This is a genomic window from Clostridium sp. JNZ J1-5, assembly GCF_053901425.1.
Map to the genome: position 1 here is coordinate 679,780 of NZ_CM132773.1, position 20,095 is coordinate 699,874.

General features: G+C 29.5%; 24 protein-coding genes. 3 read left to right on the forward strand and 21 right to left on the reverse strand.

Annotated features, from left to right (window positions below):
• Positions 1-94: 94 nt before the first annotated feature.
• Together ACWW38_RS03415 and ACWW38_RS03420 are read right to left on the reverse strand one after the other, a co-directional pair.
• A complete protein-coding gene (locus tag ACWW38_RS03415) occupies positions 95-1,681 on the reverse strand; it encodes a glycoside hydrolase family 57 protein (protein ID WP_456259412.1) in 1,587 nt (528 codons plus the stop codon).
• Positions 1,682-1,693: 12 nt separating this feature from the next.
• Positions 1,694-2,092: a DUF4912 domain-containing protein gene (locus ACWW38_RS03420; protein ID WP_456259413.1), complete on the reverse strand. Its 399-nt coding sequence runs from the start codon at positions 2,090-2,092 to the stop codon at positions 1,694-1,696.
• A 482-nt stretch (positions 2,093-2,574) separates the two neighbouring features.
• Here ACWW38_RS03420 and ACWW38_RS03425 point away from each other — a divergent pair, with 482 nt between their 5' ends.
• Entirely contained in the window at positions 2,575-2,718 is a 144-nt protein-coding gene (locus ACWW38_RS03425; protein WP_456259414.1) for a hypothetical protein, read from the forward strand.
• 44 nt (positions 2,719-2,762) lie between these two features.
• Here ACWW38_RS03425 and ACWW38_RS03430 read toward each other — a convergent pair whose 3' ends face one another.
• The 5 genes from ACWW38_RS03430 to ACWW38_RS03450 form a co-directional block, all read right to left on the reverse strand.
• Positions 2,763-2,936: a small, acid-soluble spore protein, alpha/beta type gene (locus ACWW38_RS03430; RefSeq protein WP_456259415.1), complete on the reverse strand. Its 174-nt coding sequence runs from the start codon at positions 2,934-2,936 to the stop codon at positions 2,763-2,765.
• Between the two features lie 62 nt (positions 2,937-2,998).
• On the reverse strand, positions 2,999-3,877 hold the full coding sequence (locus tag ACWW38_RS03435) for a DUF7852 domain-containing protein (protein ID WP_456259416.1): 879 nt from the start codon (positions 3,875-3,877) through the stop codon (positions 2,999-3,001).
• Between the two features lie 195 nt (positions 3,878-4,072).
• A complete protein-coding gene (locus ACWW38_RS03440; RefSeq protein ID WP_456259417.1) occupies positions 4,073-4,900 on the reverse strand; it encodes a CsxC family protein in 828 nt (275 codons plus the stop codon).
• Positions 4,901-5,126: 226 nt separating this feature from the next.
• Positions 5,127-5,288, reverse strand: coding sequence for a rubredoxin (rd, locus tag ACWW38_RS03445; RefSeq protein WP_456259418.1), 162 nt, complete (start codon positions 5,286-5,288; stop codon positions 5,127-5,129).
• A 97-nt stretch (positions 5,289-5,385) separates the two neighbouring features.
• On the reverse strand, positions 5,386-5,535 hold the full coding sequence (locus ACWW38_RS03450; protein ID WP_456259419.1) for an LDCC motif putative metal-binding protein: 150 nt from the start codon (positions 5,533-5,535) through the stop codon (positions 5,386-5,388).
• A 309-nt stretch (positions 5,536-5,844) separates the two neighbouring features.
• Between ACWW38_RS03450 and ACWW38_RS03455 the strand changes: the two genes are divergently transcribed.
• Positions 5,845-7,107: an SLC13 family permease gene (locus ACWW38_RS03455; RefSeq protein WP_456260411.1), complete on the forward strand. Its 1,263-nt coding sequence runs from the start codon at positions 5,845-5,847 to the stop codon at positions 7,105-7,107.
• A 124-nt stretch (positions 7,108-7,231) separates the two neighbouring features.
• Positions 7,232-7,705 (forward strand): hypothetical protein, encoded by a 474-nt coding sequence (locus ACWW38_RS03460; protein WP_456259420.1) that lies wholly within the window; start codon positions 7,232-7,234, stop codon positions 7,703-7,705.
• A gap of 49 nt (positions 7,706-7,754) precedes the next feature.
• Here ACWW38_RS03460 and ACWW38_RS03465 read toward each other — a convergent pair whose 3' ends face one another.
• The 14 genes from ACWW38_RS03465 to ACWW38_RS03530 form a co-directional block, all read right to left on the reverse strand.
• A complete protein-coding gene (locus ACWW38_RS03465) occupies positions 7,755-8,486 on the reverse strand; it encodes a SagB/ThcOx family dehydrogenase (RefSeq protein ID WP_456260412.1) in 732 nt (243 codons plus the stop codon).
• A gap of 125 nt (positions 8,487-8,611) precedes the next feature.
• Positions 8,612-8,983 (reverse strand): methylglyoxal synthase, encoded by a 372-nt coding sequence (mgsA, locus tag ACWW38_RS03470; RefSeq protein WP_456259421.1) that lies wholly within the window; start codon positions 8,981-8,983, stop codon positions 8,612-8,614.
• Between the two features lie 11 nt (positions 8,984-8,994).
• Positions 8,995-10,113, reverse strand: coding sequence for a rod shape-determining protein RodA (gene rodA / locus ACWW38_RS03475; RefSeq protein WP_456259422.1), 1,119 nt, complete (start codon positions 10,111-10,113; stop codon positions 8,995-8,997).
• A 95-nt stretch (positions 10,114-10,208) separates the two neighbouring features.
• Positions 10,209-10,475: a cell division topological specificity factor MinE gene (minE, locus tag ACWW38_RS03480; protein WP_456259423.1), complete on the reverse strand. Its 267-nt coding sequence runs from the start codon at positions 10,473-10,475 to the stop codon at positions 10,209-10,211.
• A gap of 11 nt (positions 10,476-10,486) precedes the next feature.
• Positions 10,487-11,284 carry a septum site-determining protein MinD gene (minD, locus tag ACWW38_RS03485; RefSeq protein WP_456259424.1) on the reverse strand — a complete coding sequence of 266 codons (798 nt, stop codon included), beginning with the start codon at positions 11,282-11,284 and terminating at the stop codon, positions 10,487-10,489.
• 16 nt (positions 11,285-11,300) lie between these two features.
• Positions 11,301-11,933, reverse strand: a complete 633-nt coding sequence (gene minC / locus ACWW38_RS03490) for a septum site-determining protein MinC (RefSeq protein ID WP_456259425.1) — start codon at positions 11,931-11,933, stop codon at positions 11,301-11,303.
• A 136-nt stretch (positions 11,934-12,069) separates the two neighbouring features.
• On the reverse strand, positions 12,070-15,087 hold the full coding sequence (locus tag ACWW38_RS03495) for a penicillin-binding transpeptidase domain-containing protein (RefSeq protein WP_456259426.1): 3,018 nt from the start codon (positions 15,085-15,087) through the stop codon (positions 12,070-12,072).
• Positions 15,088-15,102: 15 nt separating this feature from the next.
• On the reverse strand, positions 15,103-15,594 hold the full coding sequence (gene mreD, locus ACWW38_RS03500) for a rod shape-determining protein MreD (protein ID WP_456259427.1): 492 nt from the start codon (positions 15,592-15,594) through the stop codon (positions 15,103-15,105).
• A gap of 11 nt (positions 15,595-15,605) precedes the next feature.
• Positions 15,606-16,451, reverse strand: a complete 846-nt coding sequence (gene mreC / locus ACWW38_RS03505; RefSeq protein ID WP_456259428.1) for a rod shape-determining protein MreC — start codon at positions 16,449-16,451, stop codon at positions 15,606-15,608.
• Positions 16,452-16,460: 9 nt separating this feature from the next.
• Positions 16,461-17,543: a rod shape-determining protein gene (locus tag ACWW38_RS03510; protein WP_456259429.1), complete on the reverse strand. Its 1,083-nt coding sequence runs from the start codon at positions 17,541-17,543 to the stop codon at positions 16,461-16,463.
• Positions 17,544-17,568: 25 nt separating this feature from the next.
• The gene (gene radC / locus ACWW38_RS03515; RefSeq protein ID WP_456259430.1) at positions 17,569-18,255 is read right to left on the reverse strand and encodes a RadC family protein; all 687 of its coding nucleotides are present in this window, start codon (positions 18,253-18,255) and stop codon (positions 17,569-17,571) included.
• 15 nt (positions 18,256-18,270) lie between these two features.
• Positions 18,271-18,846 (reverse strand): Maf-like protein, encoded by a 576-nt coding sequence (locus ACWW38_RS03520; protein ID WP_456259431.1) that lies wholly within the window; start codon positions 18,844-18,846, stop codon positions 18,271-18,273.
• Positions 18,847-18,856: 10 nt separating this feature from the next.
• Positions 18,857-19,114, reverse strand: coding sequence for a DUF4321 domain-containing protein (locus ACWW38_RS03525; RefSeq protein WP_456260413.1), 258 nt, complete (start codon positions 19,112-19,114; stop codon positions 18,857-18,859).
• Positions 19,115-19,272: 158 nt separating this feature from the next.
• The gene (locus ACWW38_RS03530; RefSeq protein ID WP_456259432.1) at positions 19,273-19,995 is read right to left on the reverse strand and encodes an SPOR domain-containing protein; all 723 of its coding nucleotides are present in this window, start codon (positions 19,993-19,995) and stop codon (positions 19,273-19,275) included.
• Positions 19,996-20,095 lie beyond the last annotated feature (100 nt).

Here is a 20,095-nt window from a genome sequence, read left to right on the forward strand (position 1 = left end):
ATATATAGCTTCAAATGAATGAAATTTTTATATTTAAATATAAAAGAGCAAAAATTTCTTGAAAGAAACCTTTGCTCTTTAACCATATTATTAATTAACCTATGCTTTTATATATTCTATAATCTATATTTGGAAATATATTATCTATACTTTCAATATCGCTTAGCCATTTAGCTTCTATATTATCTTTTATAATGCATTCATATAATTTATTAAATCTTTCTACGTGTGTATTAACTCTCTTTATAGCATATTCCATAGTTGTCTTATTTTTTATTATAAAAGGCCAATCTGATGATTCTGCCAGCATCAATTCTCTTGCTGCCTGATTAAGGGCTCTTTTTTGAATTACTGTAGGTGATTTATAAGTATCTGCAAGCCTTATCATAGATTCTGCACATTTATGCAAATCTCTATATATCCAGTGATTTGATTGATTTAACCATACCGAATAATCACTATTTTCTCCCCAGCTTGATGGAGATGGTGTAGAATGCTGAACATTTGGATTCATTTTTAAATAATCCCAAGGAGTAACTAAATCATAATTTGTCCATGGTTCTGCAGAAATTCTTATAAATTCATTAATAAAATCTGGACCTTCAAACCACCAATGCCCATACAATTCCGTATCATAAGGAGTAACAATTATAGGTTGTCTATTCATCTGCACACTTGCAAACTCTATTTGTTTATTTCGTTCACTTGCAAAATGTCTTGCATGAAGTTTAACCTTATCCATAGCATTTTCTCTATTATAGTACTCTTTTATATTTGTTTTGCCAGTTATCCTGTAATATTTTATTCCAGTATCAATTCTAATACCAGAGTTGTTTATATATGGTGCAATATATTCCATTGGTGCATCATATCCTAAGTCTCTATAAAATTCTCTATAATCATAATCCCCTGGGTATCCCATGAAACTGCTCCAGACTTGTCTTGATGATTCCATATCCCTGCCAAAAGTGCAAATTCCATTATTAGTTACAATGGGTGCATAGGTTCCAAACTCAGGTTTTGGCGAAGCATTGATTATAGCTTTATCTTCTGAAATGAAATACTTTATTCCGAATTCACTTAGAACATTATCTAATGAATATGTATAAGCACATTCAGGAAGCCATATACCATTAGGTGCATTTCCTATACATTTAGTATAAGATTCTACAGCTACTCCTATTTGTGCTCTAACCGTTTCAGGATTTATGGTTAGCAAAGGTAATAGTGCATGAGTAGCTGAACATGTTATTATTTCAAGATATCCTAGTTTGTTAAACTTCTTAAAGGCATTCATTATTCTATAATCATATTCTTTATAAACCTCTAGCAACATATTAAATCTTGTATTATAAAAATGGGCTAACTTATTAGCTTCTTTATCATTTTTAGTCCTAATAATCTCTTTTTCAGATAATTCAATTCCACTGTTTAAATATTGAATATATCTTTTATTTAAATAGTCATCTTCCAACATACTCATAAGCGGAGGAGTTATAGACATTGTTATCTTAAATTTAATATTATCCTTTATTAAAGAGTCATATACTTGTATTAATGGTAAATAGCATTCACTAATGGATTCAAACAGCCATCTTTCTTCTAGAGAATCTTCAATATCTGGATGTCTTACAAAAGGCATATGACTATGCAATACTAATGAAACATATCCTTTTTTCAAATTTACCCTCCTTTATTGCTTTACTTTATTATCAAAAACATTAACATATCTTATTTTACTGTTATCCGATGGATTATTTCTTGCAGTAATAACTTGATTTGAAATTGCCAAGGAAATAAATTCATTATTCGGTAATACTCTCCCTAACTCTACCAGTACCTTTATACCGTCTTCTTTTAGATTTATGTACCAATTATCTGCTAAAGGATCCATATATATAGTCTCTAATTCTTCTGAATTTTTTTCATTGACTTTAAAAACCTTTAACACTGGTACTGAATCCTTCCATGAGTTTTTTCCATATAACTTCTCAAAACGTTTTATTGTCATTTCAGAAATATTATAATAACAAAACACTATATGAGTCCCTTGAGCCATTAGAATTATTGATGACTTTTCACAATCTATCAAATTCATCACCTCGCTAACTTAATTATTTTAATTATACCTTATTTTGTAAATTATGTCACTTTTTATATCATCCTTCTTATTTTAAGGTTTATCATTTATAAATGTCTATTAACTTGTCCACTTAGCATAAACTAATACAAATATCAATTTATAGGAGAATAATTTATGTCCAGGAATAAACCTATGTCTCTGTTTTATAAATTATTACTAATTCTAATTTTTATTCTTATAATAGAAATAATAATTATATATAGAAGCTACAAAGACTCTTTTACCGCAGAAATATCCAATGTCTCTATCTTTAGTAATAATTATATTGCTGTTTTATATAAATCTCTTAATTATTAAACTAGTTAATTTCCTCTATTAATCTTATTTAAAAATTTGAAAATAAAGTTTTAGCGGAAGAATTTTAAGATTGCTATATGGACAAAATAATTTTAAATACTTATTTTATATTAAATAGTGAGGTGCTAAACTAAATGGGAAGAAAAAATTCTCCAAATTACAATATGACTGAGCAAGAGGTTACAATGATTCAGAAAAGTGAAGATGCAAGATTATCTCGCAGGCTCTATATACAAAAGGATAAAAAAGGTCCTTCTAAAGAAAATGAAGTTAGATAAATAATTCTAGAATTTAAAAGCTAACAAGAAAAATATCTTGTTAGCTATTTTGTCTTTTTACCTGCTCCACCAACAATACCACATAATTTTGATGGCGTATCTCCCCAATATCCATCTTTAGGAACTTCTATTCCTAATTCTTTTGCCAGCTCTTCCCTTGATTTAATATTTATATCTTTAGCTTTACTATCTATATTTTTATCATTTATACTCTTCATTTAAATACCACTCCTCTTTAGTATATACTATTAATTTATTTTAGTATTTTAAAAGTATTTAATTAAGAATAACCAGGTATTACGAACTTCACTATTTGATTTTGTGTTAAGCTAACTGCAATTTTAAGTACTACCTTCTGATAAATTGTATTAAAAAGTTTTCCATATTTAAATCCTTTTTCTAATGATTTAATGTTATCGCATTTATTTGTACCAAAAATCTCAGCTTCTTTTATTGAACATTTTACACTATCATTAGGAGAATGCTCTTTTTTGTAATTAAAATTTGGTGGTAAATTGTAATCAATAAAAGTGGTACATTTAAATGGCATAAATACATTTATATATTTTATATATCCAGTATAAGAATTATCCTTTATATTTTCAATAGTAGTATACTCTATGTTATTCTTTACAATACCTTTTATAAATAACTTTCCTCTCTTATAATTAATTTTTCCATCTGATAGTTGAAGAGGTAGTAATTTATTTTCTGATAAGTATATATCACTTGTAACTCTTTTAATTTCTGAAGAATATTCATCTAATTTAATAGTTTGCTCTAAAGGAATACAAAAACTTTTCTCTGAAATTACGATTGGCACTTTTGAAGTTATTTCTTTTTTCATGTTCAATTTTGCATTAGCTGCTGCAACCTCATTATCTATTGTGATTTTTATATCTTCAGTTTTTTCTTCATTTTTTTTATTATTTAAATTAACTAATTTTTCTTTGTTACTTTGTAAATTATTTTCCATATGCTTTTCTGTCCTCTTTTTAACCTTCGTACTCCCCTTTTGCTTTTGTGTTCTTTTATTCTTATTAGATAATTTATAAAATATGTTCTTAAAATATCTGTAGTACTCTTCAAACAATATTATGACAAGAAGTATCTTTAAAAGAGAGATTTCATCCATGTAGCTATTGTAATATCTTCTCACATTACTATACCTCTTATATCATTACTATATAAAATACATTAAATAAATATATGTATTTTATCTTTTAATATTATATTCATATTGAATATAAATAGTAACATGAATTTTAAAACTAAAATCGACTTAGAAATTTTTAAATCTAAGTCGATTTTATAGATCATTTAAATGGCTTTAGTGGTTTTGTATACTTAGTTACTAGCATCCTATGCTCACTTGTTGTAATTGTAATACTTTTACCCTGACAAACACTACCATTTTTTGTATTATCTTATTACATACTTTTGTTTCGTGCTTTTCTCTACAATCTCTTTCATACATTTCTCTATGATCTCTTTCGTGTATTTCTCTACAATCTCTTAGGAGGTCTTCTTCAAATATTCTAGCTGATTCTAGTTCACAGAAAGGTTTTTCATTATATACAACTACTTCTTCAAAATCAAATTCACATGGTGATTTCCCCATAAATTCTCCTTCGCATTCAAAGCAATCATTTGGTCTATTACATAAAAATTCAGCTTGTCTTGACATGCTCCTAAAATTAAACGTAGGAGGAGTTACAAACTCTACTTCAGTTACGCAAGTAAAAGGTACATCCACTGTAATGTGATTTATTTCTCCTCTAACTATTCCCTTTTCAGTACAATTAGCTGTAGCATATTCTATATTTTTTCTAACAAATCCAGATATAAATAGCTTTCCATTTCTCTGAGTATCGTTTTTAGCTGCACCTGCTCTAGGAAGTAATTTACATTGATTTAAAACTACATCTTTTTTTATTCTCTTTATTTCAAATATTGGTTCAGTTAATTTAATTTCTGCTTCAATATCTACCTGTATATCTTTTTCTGCGAGTACTACAGGAACCTTTGCAATTACTGGTGTTTTAATTCCTGTTGGAGTAATATTATTGCCATGACATAGTGGTAGCGTAGTTGCTTTAACTTCTCCGCAATCTGGCTTTCCGTAATCTGGTTTCCCGTAATCTGGTTTTCCACAGTCTGGCTTTCTGCAATCTATCTCCATGAAATATCCCCCTTTTTAATCTTATGAATATAAAAATTTTCTAATATACTTGTACATTAGAAATTATTTTATATCTAATATATATTATGCAATGCTTGTACATCTGCTACATTTTTGTTAGACTTGTAAATATAATTTTTATATTTAGGTTCAATCCCTCTAAAATTAAAAATAAGCCTATTAATATATGTTACATATCAATAGACTTATAAAAATACATTTTCTATTAACTAACTGGTTCAAATTGATCCTTTCCTACCCCACAGAGAGGACATAACCAATCCTCTGGAACGTCTTTAAAAGCTGTTCCGGGATTTACTCCATTATCTGGATCGCCTAGTTCTGGATCATATATATATCCACAAGCTATGCATTCATATTTTTGCATTTTAGTTCCTCCTTTATATGATAAAACTAAATTATAATCATATTCTTAGCAAAATTCTATTTTAAAATTCACAATATAAATAATCATTGAAGGAACCTTATTTTTTATTTTCTGTTGTGTTTTTGTTATTTGCTTTTTTATTATTATTGGATCTATTTAATCCACAGCAGTCTAATTTTTCATTTCCAAATGCTTTACTATTTTCCTCTGCTAATTTTTTAATATAGTTACTAAGCCATTTCTTCATTTGTATTCCTCCTTTACTCTCTATGTCTATAATAATTCATAAATGTGAAGATTTTATGTTATTTTGTATATTAGATTAAATATTTTTATGTTAACCTTATTTTTTAGTCAGCAATTATTTACATCTAATATACAATGCTATATTAATATATTATCACTATTTAGCTATTAAAATAATAATCTTTTCATGGCAAATTTAATGAATTCTAGCATTTTTACTTTTATACTAGAAAATTTCACGTACTATGGTATAATCTAATTTACATAATAACAAAAGACAAGGGGGATTAAAATGCTTAACAATTCATCTATGCTTATACCAGCAATTATTTTTTTAGTAGTTTATGCTCTTATAGTTACAGAAAAACTTAATAGAATTGTTGCAGCTCTAGGCGGCGCTTCTATTATGCTGGCATTTAAATTTATATCACAAGAAAAAGCTTTTTTAAAGATAGATTTTAATACAATTGCTCTACTTGTGTGTATGATGCTAATAGTAAACGTAACTAAACGTACAGGAATATTTGAGTACATAGCTATAAAAGCAGCTAAAGTATCAAAAGGTAATCCAATTACCATCTTGATATTATTTTCTATAATTACATTTACTTTTTCAGCTCTATTAGATAATGTAACTACCGTGTTATTAATTGTCCCTGTTACTTTAGTAGTAACAAAAACTTTACAAACAAATCCAGTACCATTTTTAATGTCAGAAATTTTATCTTCTAACATAGGAGGTACTGCTACCTTAATTGGAGATCCACCTAATATAATGATTGGTAGCGCTGCACACTTAAGCTTTATGGATTTTATAAAAAATTTAGCACCAATAGTACTCTTAATCTTTATAGTAAATATATTTTTAATAAAATTTATATACAAAAAAGATGTACAAACTACCGAAGAAAGAAAAGAAATTGTAATGCAAATGGATGAAAATAAAGCCATTACTGATGTAGTATTATTGAGAAAAAGTCTATTTGTTTTGGCTATCACCATTTGTGGTTTTTTACTTCACGGTTCATTAGGGTTTGAATCTTCAACAATAGCCATAATAGGTTCTACAATACTCCTTCTAATTAGTAAAGTTGACCCTGAAGAAATATTGCAAGAAGTAGAGTGGGGAACCCTTTTTTTCTTTATTGGATTATTTATTATGACAGGGGTTTTAGAAGATGTAGGCCTTATGGAACTTTTGGCTGAAAAAGCTCTTTCATTAACTAATGGAAACACTATACTTACTGGAATATTAATTTTATGGATTTCTGCCATTGCTTCTTCGTTTATTGATAATATTCCTTTCGTAGCTACCATGATTCCTTTGATTAAAGCTATGGCTAGCTCAGGACATATAAGTGTTGGGCCACTTTGGTGGGCATTGTCTTTAGGCTCATGTTTAGGAGGAAATGGTACTATTGTAGGAGCTTCTGCTAATCTTATAGTTGTTGGTATAGCAGAAAGAAGCGGACATAAAATTTCTTTTAAAGATTATTTTAAAGTTGGATTTCCACTAATGCTCATATCAGTTTTTATATCTATGATATATTTATTAATATTTTTCCTAGTATAAATTATAAAGTAGCTATTCTATAGTATGGTATATAATGATATAATATAGTATAGAATATAACATATTGCAATTAATAATATCCTATTGTAAAGTTTGCTAATTAATTTATGGGGGTGTCTATTTTATGGATAAATATATATCCATTCAAGAATCTATGCTGAAATTACAGTTAGAACAGCTAGGTGCTGAAATACATAAAATGAAAGGCTCTATGTGCTATGTATTATTAACAATAGGTGGTATTAAATTTAAATATCTTTATCATATAAACAGAAAAAATAAATATTGTCTCCAAAGAATATCCCCTTACAACATACCAATCGCAACTTTTGATACGGAAGAAGAGATAATAGATACAATAAAAACAGATATTAATAAATTTAATAACGCAAACAACAGTAAAAAATTTCAGGATTTTATCCAAACTAATAGAAGTTTATTAGATATATCTAAGTCATTTGAGGATGCATATTTACACTATAACATATCAAAATATGATCTTAAAGATATCAACGATGAAATCCTAAATATAAAAAATAAGTTAAATCATATTATTAATAATAGTCAAATTGTCTACCCTAAAGAAGGAAAAGAATAAAACTAACGCTATTAAACCTCAGCATACGAAGTTTAATAGCGTTTTAATTTTAATATTTCTTTTTTCCTACTGCCGCAATATATATTACAAACTGGTCTTCTCCATCTAATTTAAGTAATTCATTTATTTCATCATCATCATAAGCTGCAATTGCACATACACCACTTTTAATACTTTCTGCTGCTAAATATAGATTTTGGCATACATGCCCTGCATCTAAATGCATATATCTATATCCTCTTTCTCCATATCTCCAATACATTCTCTCAACAACTACTCCCCAAATAAAAGTCACAGCACCATTTTCCACCATCTTCTGTCCCATACAAGCTTTAGTAACCTTTTCAGTTATATTGTTATCTGTCGATACTAATAATAATTTATTTTCAATAGCTAAGTATCTATATAAACCTTTTTCTAAGCCATATACATTATTTATCAGAAGATATGTTTCAAAAGAATGACGAGCACCTGCTGATGGTACATTTCTTCTAGTTCTACCTGGTACCACATTTTTAACTCCTTGTGTACACCAAAGTAAGTAAGTTAATTCTTCTAAACTTAGAGGTGATTCTGAATATTGACGTATACTAGCTCTTTCTTCTATAGCTTTTCTTAAATTTATATCTCCTATCACAATATTCTTAGGGGAAGGCAAATCAATAAGTATGTCTTTTTCTCCATATCCAAGTTCCAATAGTGGTTGAACAATCCCCTTTTCTTGGTCTGAATCCTCCATATATTTATATTTGGTTTTTTTCATAAATTCTTTTCCTATCATACTCACATTTAACACTCCCTTATTTTCTATTTCTCATAATACATTTATATTCATTAAAAGCTTCCTCTACTATGAGGAAGCTCAAATGCTAGTCGATTATAATAATTTATTTACTGAAATAAAATTTAACTTCTAACTCTAAGAGCTTTTACAAATATTTCAGCTGTTCCAATATTTGTAGCTAAAGGGGTACTATGTACGTCGCAGATTCTCAACAATGCTGAAACGTCTGGCTCATGAGGTTGTGCAGTAAGTGGATCTCTCATAAAAATTATCATATCCATTTGTCCCTCTGCAACTCTGCCTCCAATCTGTTGGTCTCCTCCTAGCGGTCCAGATAAAAATCTATGAACTTTTAGCCCAGTTGTTTCACTTATAAGTTTTCCAGTGGTTCCAGTTCCATATAATTCGTGCTGCTCAAATACATCTTTATACCTTGTTACAAAATCAACCATATCATCTTTTTTGTTGTCATGCGCTACTAATGCTATTCTCATTATTTTCCCCCCTAGAAATTAATCTTTTTTCTTCTCATACCTATATTTAGAACCAACCCAACAGATATGAAGCTTGTTAGAATAGAACTTCCCCCATAACTCATCAAAGGTAATGTAATACCTGTAATTGGCATAAGTCCTATTGTCATTCCAATATTTTGATATATAGAGAATAGAAATGTAGAAATAACCCCCACTGCTACTATACTACCAAATATATCTTTAGAATTTCTCGATATCTTTATAAATTTATATATTAAAAGCCCATATAAAAACAATAAAAAAAGTGCTCCTATCATTCCCCATTCTTCTCCTACTACCGCAAAGATAAAATCAGTATGAGCTTCTGGAACATTATTTCCAGCAATCTGAAGTCCTTTTTTAAATCCCTCACCTAGTATTCTTCCAGAGCCTATTCCCATCAGAGATTGATTTAGTTGAAAGGCAAGTCCCTGTCCATGAGCTTCTGGACTAATAAATGATAGTAATCTTCCTTTCCAATATGTTTTCATAAGTGGAGAGTTCCATACTATAGCTATAAGCCCAGCAATTCCTGCTAACCCGCCAAAAATAACCCTTAAATCTAAACCAGCTACAAAAAATATTCCTAGCGCTATGAAAAATGTTACCATTGTCATTCCCATATCTGGCTGTATAACTATAAGAACCATTGGTAATATTGCATAAAAAGCTAACTTAAAAAAGTTTCTAGGCTCGTTTATCTTTCCTTCCATATCATCTAGTAGTTTAGCAAGCATTATAATCATACCTATTTTGGCAAATTCAGAAGGCTGAATTGCACGAGATCCTATACCAATCCATGAGTTTGCTCCTTTGTGAATGCTTCCTAATACAAAATCATTCAGAGCTAGTAGTATAATTCCTGCCCAATATATAATACTTGCATAATTTCCTATTATAACATAATCAATTAACAATATAACATATATTACGAAAAGCCCCATGATAAGCCATATAAATTGTAACTTGGCAAAATAAACACCTACATTTCTAAAAGTTGCACTATATATGTTCACACAACTAAATAACACTATAATTACAGCTATAGCAATTATACTGTAGTCTAGCTGCCTTAATAGTTTTTTACTTATTCTAAATTTATCTAGCACTTGTATCCCTCCATTACAAATAAAATTATATCACATAAATTACAAAAAGCTATGTATAACTTATTAATTATACACAGCTTTAAGATTTTTTTAAACTATCTTTCTCTCATCTTTTTTATAGGTATACTAGCAATAAGTGCTGGTGAACTTCCTTCTATTTCTTCTGTCTTAGTTAATCTTACATCTATATCTCCATTATCAATTATTACATACTTTGATATTACTTCTAAAATATCACTTTTCATAAGCTCTAAGAGTTCAGGTGAAACACTAGCTCTATCGTGAATAAGTATTAACTTAAGTCTATCCTTAGCCACCTCTTTAGAAGAGGGCCTACTCGAAAAAAACTTAAATAAATCCATTTGTTTTCCCCCTATTTGATTCTAAATATTTTTTTTAGTGATGCCATAAATCCAGTCTCATTGCTTGTTAAGGTAATAAAAGGTACCTCTTCCCCTAAAATTCTTCTGGCTATATTATTGAAAGCTTGTCCAGATACAGCTTTTTCATTTAATACTACAGGTTCTCCTTTATTAGTAGCTACAGTTATTTCTTCATCTATAGGTACTATTCCAATTAACTTTATAGCTAAACTATCTAAAATATCGTTTACGTCTAGCATATCTCCTCTTTTTACCATTTCATAACTTAATCTGTTAACAATTAGTTGGTGATTATCTAATCCCTTAGCATCTAATTTACCTATAACTCTATCTGCATCTCTAACAGAAGTTACTTCTGGGTTTACAACTACAAGTGCCCTATCAGCAGCTATAACTGAATTTTCAAATCCTTGCTCTATTCCAGCAGGGCTGTCTATTAATATGTAATCAAAATCTTCTTTTAATTCTTTTACTAAATTTAGCATTTGTTCTGGACTAACATCATTCTTGTCTCTCGTCTGTGCTGTAGGTAATAAACATAAGTTAGGGAATCTTTTATCTTTTATGAGAGCTTGCTTAACCCTGCATCTTTCTTCAATTACATCAAGAAGAGTAAATACAATTCTATTTTCAAGACCCATAAGTACATCTAAATTCCTAAGTCCTGTATCCCCATCAACTACTACTACTTTTTTACCAAGAGAGGCAAGCGCTGTCCCAATATTGGCAGTTGTAGTTGTTTTTCCTACTCCGCCTTTACCTGATGTTATTACTATAGCTTCACTCATACTTTTTCTTCCTCCATTATACAAATTTATTTGGTAAATAAGGTTCCACTATTATTATATCATCTTTAATTCTTGCAACTTCAGGATAATATGGTTTTTCATCATCTTCAGGTGCTCTAGTCATTATATTGGCTATTTGGAGTATTTTAGGCTGAAGTCTAAAGGCCGAAATTATAGCTTTAGTATTCCCAGTGTTTCCAGCATAAACATTTCCTTGCATATTCCCTAAAACTACAACATTTCCTCCAGCATATACTTCTGCTCCTGGATTTACATCACCAATGATAACCACATTTCCCGGATACTTGATGATCTGTCCACTTCTTAAAGTTTTACGATAAAATTTAGTACGTCCCTCGTATATACCTTGGAACATCTTACTTTTAGTTTCTTCTTTGTCCTCAAAAATACAATCTTTTATAAGAAATTCTTCAAATAATATATCTTTTAATTTAATTATTTGTTTTTCGTTAAACTCTTTTAATTGAGTGGTTATTTTTATTGTTGATCCTTTATAAAATCTTTTACCAATATTAAGCTTCTTTATAAGTTTTTCGAGCATTTCATCGAAATCTTTAAACTTATTAATATCAATTACTACATTTAAACCATCTCTATTACCTTTTATTATGATTTCGTCATTCAACATACTAACCCTCCATAAACGCCATACCTTTATATTTCAACATTTTTTTGCTAATTCCTCCCTACATATAAAATAATTTTAAAAAAACCAGATATAATATCTGGTTTTTTTAACGAAAAATGTTACTTTTAATTTAATTTTATTGTGCAGCATTAGTACTAGCGTTGTAATTATACATAGGTGTATAATTCGGATATTCTTTTTTCAATCTATCTTTAAAATACTCTTCGTATACTGCCCTTGCCACTGGTGCAATTGAACCACCGTGTCCACCATCAAATACTATTGCACATACTGCTATTTCTGGATTATCAAATGGTGCAAAACCTACATATACTCCATATGAAGTTCTTCCATACCTATCTTGGTTTGCTGAATAAGTAGCAGAACCAGTTTTACCTCCATTAGGTATAGGGAATCCTTGGAATGCATATCTTGCAGTACCATCATTAATAACATCCTGCATACCAGCTCTTATTGTTTCAACAGTACTTGGCTTCAAGTCTACCTTTTCTACTACTTCTGGTTTAAACTCTTTTACTACTTTTCCATCTTGATCTAAAATTTTATCTACTAAATGAGCTTTATATCTATATCCACCATTTACAAGAGTAGCAATATAATTTGCTAGCTGTACAGGTGTAAATTGGTTAGTTCCTTGACCTATTGATGCATCATAAACGTTGTTTTGGTTGTTTATGTTATAATTAGCATCATCTATTGAATAAACAATAGCCATCCAAGCTGCTTCTACTTGACTTTTTACATAACCTTCGTAAGTTAATTTCTTACTTGCTTCACCTGCATAAGTTTTGGAATATTGATTAAATCCATCTGTGTATTTCTTTTTAATATTTGAATCTAACTCTGCAAGATTGAACAACATTCCTTTTATATCTGATGTACCTTTTTTCTTATATTGCATTTCTTCTAATATTCTACTTCTTAAAGTTTCTTTTAATTTCTTTACACTTTCACTATCTTTATCATTATCACTAATACTTATTCCTATATAGTGATTTCTATAGTTAGGAGTTCTTGTATCTGTTCCTAGTGATAATAGATTTAAAAGCGAACTTAAATATTGTGCAGAAAATATCTTTCTTCCTGACTCTAAGTTGTACACTTGACCAAATTTTTCTGGAATCTCTATACCAGTGGAAGGTTTTACCCCTGGAGGAGCACCTAATCCAAATTTCCAAGCATAATTAGCTATAGCATCAAATCCACCATTATATTTTTTCTGTTGGAATAATCTATCTCCCACTTCAAAGAAAAAGTAGTTTATAGACTGTGCTAATGCTTGTGTTATAGTTATATTTCCCTTACTATAAAGGCTAAAATCTTTTCCTTTATATCCGTGCTTTGTGAATATAACTCCATCATATATAGTTTCACTTGGTGAAATTACACCTTCCTCCAATCCAGCTACACCTGTTAAAGGCTTAAAGGTAGAACCTGGAGGAACTAAACTCTTTGTAGCATAGTTATAAAGAGGCTTTGGATATATATCGTAATAATCCTGTCTTATAGTTGTATTATTTTTAATACTTTTATCTAGTGGAAATAACGTATCTACTACTTCTTGAACTGATTTACCACTATAAGCTTCTTTAGCATAATAATTAGTACTTAACAACTTTTGTGCATAGTCAGTTCCAAACTTGCCTAAGTCAGGACTAAAATATTGCTGCTGCAATTCTCCTGTTAGTTTCCCTGGTACTGCAAACAAATTTGGATCATATCCTGGTCTGCTTACTAGTGCAAGAATTTTACCAGTTTTTACATCTATAACAACTACTGCACCTCTATTAGCATTTGAAGTATCAACGTCTTGTACTCTTCCTTGAGCTTGAAGATTTTTCATTACTTCATCCATTGACTTCTCAGCAGCATTTTGTATGTTTTTATCTATTGTAAGTTGAATATTTTTACCTGGATAAGGTTCTTTCCTACCAAGCTCCCTCATAATTCTTCCTTGTTTATTGATTTGAACTATTTTGGTTCCCTTAGAACCTCTTAAGGTACTTTCAAATGCACTTTCTATTCCAGCTGCCCCTATATAGTCATCGCTGACATCGTATCCTTTTTCTGCATACTTTTCCTCTTGTAATGGGTTTATTTTAGATAAATAACCTAAAAACGCTGATCCTAAGTCCTTATTTGGATACTCTCTTATAGGCTCCATGGATACTTCAATACCTGGCAAATCTTCATATTTTTGCATAAATATAAAAGCTGTATTCTTTTGTATATTTGATGCAATTACTACAGGCTTGAATCCATAAAAGCTCTGAAGTTTTAAAGCATCTTTAACAACCATAAACCTTCTCTTAAGCTCTAATGAATACTTAGCTGTGTTTATATTATACTGTTTTACCAGTTTGTCAAATTCTTCTTTTGGAATTTTTTTGTATAACTGTGCAAGTTGTTTCTTTTCATCTTTGTTATCTATTTTATATTTTTTTAGATAAGAAGCTAAATTTTCATTCTCATTTGGATTAACTTTCATCTTAGCAAAAACTTCATTGTAGACTAGTTTATTTTCTTCATCATTAATTGAATATAAATCTAGTAAATAATTGAATGTTTCCTCTGGTGTTTTCTTCAAAAGTTCTTCATCAATTTTTTTCTTATCTTCCTCAGACAATTCCTCTTTTTTCTTATCTGGAAATAATTCTTTTCTAACCTTATCATCCATGCCCCTGTCTTTTTTGAATCTTAATTCCATAGACTTTGCGGTGCTTGGATTATCACTTCTAAATTCAAATTTATATGGATTTATTTTTAATTCAAAATCATCCTTCTGAATTTCTTTATTTTCATCCAATATTTTGAATACTTTTTGCATTGTAGTGAAAAAGTTGTCCTTACTTTCATCAGTTTCTGTAAAAACTAGAGTATACCCTTGGCTGCTTTGGGCAAGAACATTACCTTTTGAATCTAGAATATTACCTCTTGGCGGAGTAATTGGTATATTTCTTATAGATTTTTTATTTGTCGCTTCTCTATATTCCTCTGCTTTCACCACTTGCAAATAAACAAGCTTTGATACAATTAGTGAAAAAGTAAATATCATAATCATAAACAAAGCTGTATATCTATTAAATTTTTTATCTTTTTTCTTTTTAATAAGCCTTTTCTCTCTATTAATCATATTAGATCACCATTTCTAGAATCTCCAATTTTTAACCATAAAACTCTTTTGACATAACTTGTATACCATCTTATACATAAAAATTGAACATATCATATTATATATACCTGAATAAAGTATAACTCTAATGTTTATACGTTGTCCAACTACATATAAAATAATAAACATTAATACTCCTTTAAGAATGCTTAATAGAAAACATGCTATAACTGGGATAATAACTTTATCTTTAAATATAGTCTTTCCTACTTTTGCAGCTATTAAGCAGATTAACATATTTAGTAGCATATTAATGCCAAGCCCATTAATTAAATAGATATCCTGCAATAAGCCAGTTAATACTGCTATAAATATAGCACTCCAACTTTCATTTATAATGGAATAGCATATTGCAAACACAAATAACAGACTAGGATATACACCCTTTATAGCTATAAATGGCATTAGCGTATTATCTAAAATCAAGAACAATACTGATAAAATCAATATAGTTAATATTTTTTTCATTGTTTCTCACCTTAATATTTAACTTCCCTATCATTTTTAGGTATTACCACAAAAAGCTCTTCAAGCTTATTAAAATCTACACTTGGCTCAATTAATGCATTTTTAATTAATTTACCTTTATCTTCTTCAATCGCAATAACTTTTCCTATTTTTATATCTTTGGGATACAGTTGACCAAGTCCAGAAGTTAAAACCATATCTCCTACCTTAACCTTTGAGTTTAATGGAAGATAATTTAATTTTGCTAAAAGTTTATCATTATCATCTCTATATCCATTAACTACTCCATCATTTTCTCTGGTAGTATTCAACATAGCTGCTACAGCTATGTTCTCATTTACCAATGTTTGTACAATAGACCAATTGGTACCTACAGAGGTTACCTGTCCCACTAAACCTTCTCCAGTTACAACTATCATTCTATCCTTAACACCATCGTCTGATCCTCTATTTATAATAAATCCGTCTAGCCAATTATTTCCGCTTTTGCCGATGATATCACATCCAAGATAACTATATTCTGATCTTTGAGTTTTAAAATTCAGCATTTGTCTAAGTCTTTCATTTTCATTATTTAAAGCATCATACTTTAGAGACTTATCTTTCAATTCTGTATTTTCTTTTCTTAAATCGCTGTTTTCTTTTTTTATATCCTTATAGTTAACTATAAAACTAATACTTTCTTTTACCTTATTATTAAAATTATACACAACGCCCTGTACTGAGTTTAAAATAACACCAACACCATTTTCTGCAGCAGACATTTTTTCTCTTTTTACGGTATAACCTATTAAAATTAAAAAGCTAACTGACAGTACAATAACAGTTACTGTCAGCTTATTCTTAAAAAATGTCATATTACTCTTTTACTTCCTGCCCATTTTATCTATATTATCTAGAGCTTTTCCTGCGCCTACTGCAACGCAATCAAGAGGTGATTCAGCAATGTGTACTGGCATATGTGTTTCTTTATTAATAAGTTTATCAAGTCCTCTTAATAATGCTCCTCCACCAGTAAGCATTATACCTTTATCCATTATATCAGCAGCAAGTTCAGGCGGTGTTTTTTCAAGATTTGTCTTAATAGCATCTATTATAGCAGCTACTGGTTCTTTTAAAGCTCCTCTAACTTCAACTTCACTTATTTCTATTACCTTAGGAAGTCCAGTAATAAGATCTCTTCCTCTTATTTCCATAGTTCTTTCTCCACTTGGAGCTGCTTCTTCTTTTTCTAGGCTTACACCTTCTTCTAGATTTTCGCCTTCTTTTATCTCATCTGAACATACTTCAGTTGGATATGCCGAACCTATCTCCATCTTTATATTTTCTGCAGTTCTTTCACCTATCATTAGGCTATATTCCTTCTTGATGTAAGCTATAATCGCTTGATCTAAATCATCCCCAGCCATCCTTAGTGATTTACTTGTTACAATACCACCAAGTGAGACAACAGCAACCTCAGTAGTACCTCCTCCAATATCTACAACCATACTTCCTGTAGGTTCATGAACAGGTAATCCAGCTCCTATTGCTGCGGCCATAGGTTCTTCCATTAAGTAAACTTCTCTTGCACCAGCTCTTTTACTTGCTTCTTCTATAGCTCTTCTTTCAACAGCTGTTACCCCTGATGGGAAACATACTACTACTCTTGGACTAGTAAAAGCTGATTTTGAACATGTTTTTGTTATAAAGTGTCTAAGCATTTCTTCAGTTACATCAAAATCTGCAATAACCCCATCCTTTAAAGGTCTTATTGCAACTATATTTCCCGGTGTTCTTCCTATCATTTGTTTAGCTTCATTTCCTACAGCCAAAACTTTATTTGTAATTTTATTTATTGCCACAACTGATGGCTCTCTTAAAACAATTCCTTTACCTTTAGCATAAACTAATGTATTAGCTGTTCCTAAATCTATTCCCATGTCTTTATTTATTCCAAAAAATCCCACGATCATTTCTCCTTTCGACGCTAGCCTACAATACGCATTTTTCTTTTAAACTAATATAATTACCATTTCCAATTATTATATGGTCAATCAAATCAATCCCTAGAAGTTTTCCACATTCCTTTATTCTTTCAGTCACACTTATATCTTCAGCACTTGGAGTTGGATCTCCTGAAGGATGATTATGACATATTACTATAGATGCACTACTTTTTTTAATAGCTTCAATAAAAATTTCCCTTGGATGAACAATAGAAGAATTAAGACTACCTATAGATACATCTTTTACAGAAATAACTATATTTTTTGTATTTAACATAACAACTCTTAAGTGCTCTTCTTTTAGATATCTCATCTCTTCCATAACTAATTCAGCAACATCTTTAGGCTGTGTTATCTTATATTGCTCTCCAGACTTATAAGATTTAAATCTTTTTGAAAGCTCTGCCATAGCTATTATTTGGGAGGCTTTTGCAACTCCTATACCCTTTAAAGTCATAATTTCTTCAGGTAATAATCTTAGAAGTCCATTTAGTCCACCACTTTCTTTTAATACTCTGCTACTTAAACTCATTACATTCTCGTTTGTAGTACCAGTTCTTAAAATAATAGCTAACAATTCACTATTTGATAAAATCTCTGCACCATACTTTAAAAGTCTTTCTCTTGGTCTTTCATTTTGTGGTAAATCCATAATCTTAAAAGTATTTTTCATTAATACTACTCCCTTTTATAGATTTACCCCCATCTCCCTAAACATATACTTTAATTTATTTAAAGGAAGACCTACTACATTGTAGAAGTCTCCTTGGATTTGTTCTACAAAAACTCCTCCAAATCCTTGAATGCCATAGGCACCAGCCTTATCCATAGGCTCCCCTGTGGCTATGTACTTTTTTATCTCCTCATCAGTGAGAGACGAGAATTGAACATTTGTACAGACATAGTCTGTTTTAACATCTTTGCATTTTGTATCAACAATTGCAATTCCAGAGTATACTTGGTGCATATTACCGCTTAATAACTTTAACATATTAAATGCTTCAATTTCATCTTTTGGCTTTCCTAATATGTGATCTTTAAAGGCAACTATTGTGTCACATCCTATAATAAATGCATCTCTGTTCAATTGATTTGATACATTTTCAGCTTTTCCCCTGGCAAGTTTAATTACATATTCGCTGCAATCACCTTCAAATGCTACTTGATTTTCATCAAAATCACTTACAATTATATCAAATTTATTCGTAAGACGATTTAATAGCTCTTTTCTTCTTTCAGAAGCTGATGCTAAAATAAAATCCATATTATCACTCCTAGTATTTTCTATATAATAATATTGCCAAAATCACACCAACTATAGTCATTATATTTATATAGAAGTTAATTCCAAAAGTTAAATCAACCACTTTTAGATTTAATACAAATGGACTAGAAGTCCCAATAGGATGTGTGGCTTTTAAAAAGCTCAATACTTTTACATTACGTCCTAAGATATCTCCTATAAAGCTTCCGCTTATCGCTCCTAGTAGTATTATAAAGATTAGAAAACTGTTTTTTCCATTGCCCCTCACCATAATAAACCTCTCTTAACCTTTTTATCTTATATAGTTTAACATTTAATAAAAGCATAAACAAGTCCATATACTTATAAAATTTATGAATTTTAATTTAATATTAAAAAGCATTCAAATAATATTTTTTTAATATTTCTGAATGCTTTTTTAATTAATTATTTTAATTCACTTATTTTTTTATATAGATATATATTATTATCTTCTACCCCTTCCTTAGTTATTTGTTCTGGCAGCTTTTTAATGTCCTCTTGTAGATTTTTAAATACATCATAGTTTGTACTACTTTTATCAATATCCTTTAAAGTAGTTGACCATTCCTTTATTTGCTTAGTTTGCACTGATTTTACTTTATCTTCTGTAAGCTTATGAATTATTTGTAAACGTGCATCAATGATTTCTGCAATTTGAGCATTGCATAAATTATTATAGTCTATGCTTAAATTCCACTTTGAAAATTCAGTTTTACTATCCTCTAATTTTTTTATAACTTGTTCTGCTTCACTATCAGAATATATACCTAAAATCACCTTACTCTTACCCTCTTCATCTACTATGAAAGGATTTCCAAATGAAATTAGCTTATTTTTTAAAGCTTCAGCATTACTTTTATTAGTAAAAACACCACATTGAATAACTACAAACCCTTTTATATCCTTTATATTTTTTTTATCTTCTTCCTTATTACTAGGATTTATTTTAATTTGATCATTATTTTTTATATTATTTTTACCACTACTATCATTACCAATATCTTTTATAAATAAGTTTGATATTATAGATCCTGAAATAAAGGCTAGCACCAGTATACCTAATATTAATAATACAAAAAAAATACTTTTGCTTTTTTTTCTTTTCAAATCATATCTAGTATATCTCATCTTCTTCCTCCTATAAAACAATTTATCTTTACTTTAATACTATTTAACAAATACTATTTTTAGAATAAAAAAATCTCAATCATATATGATTGAGATTTTA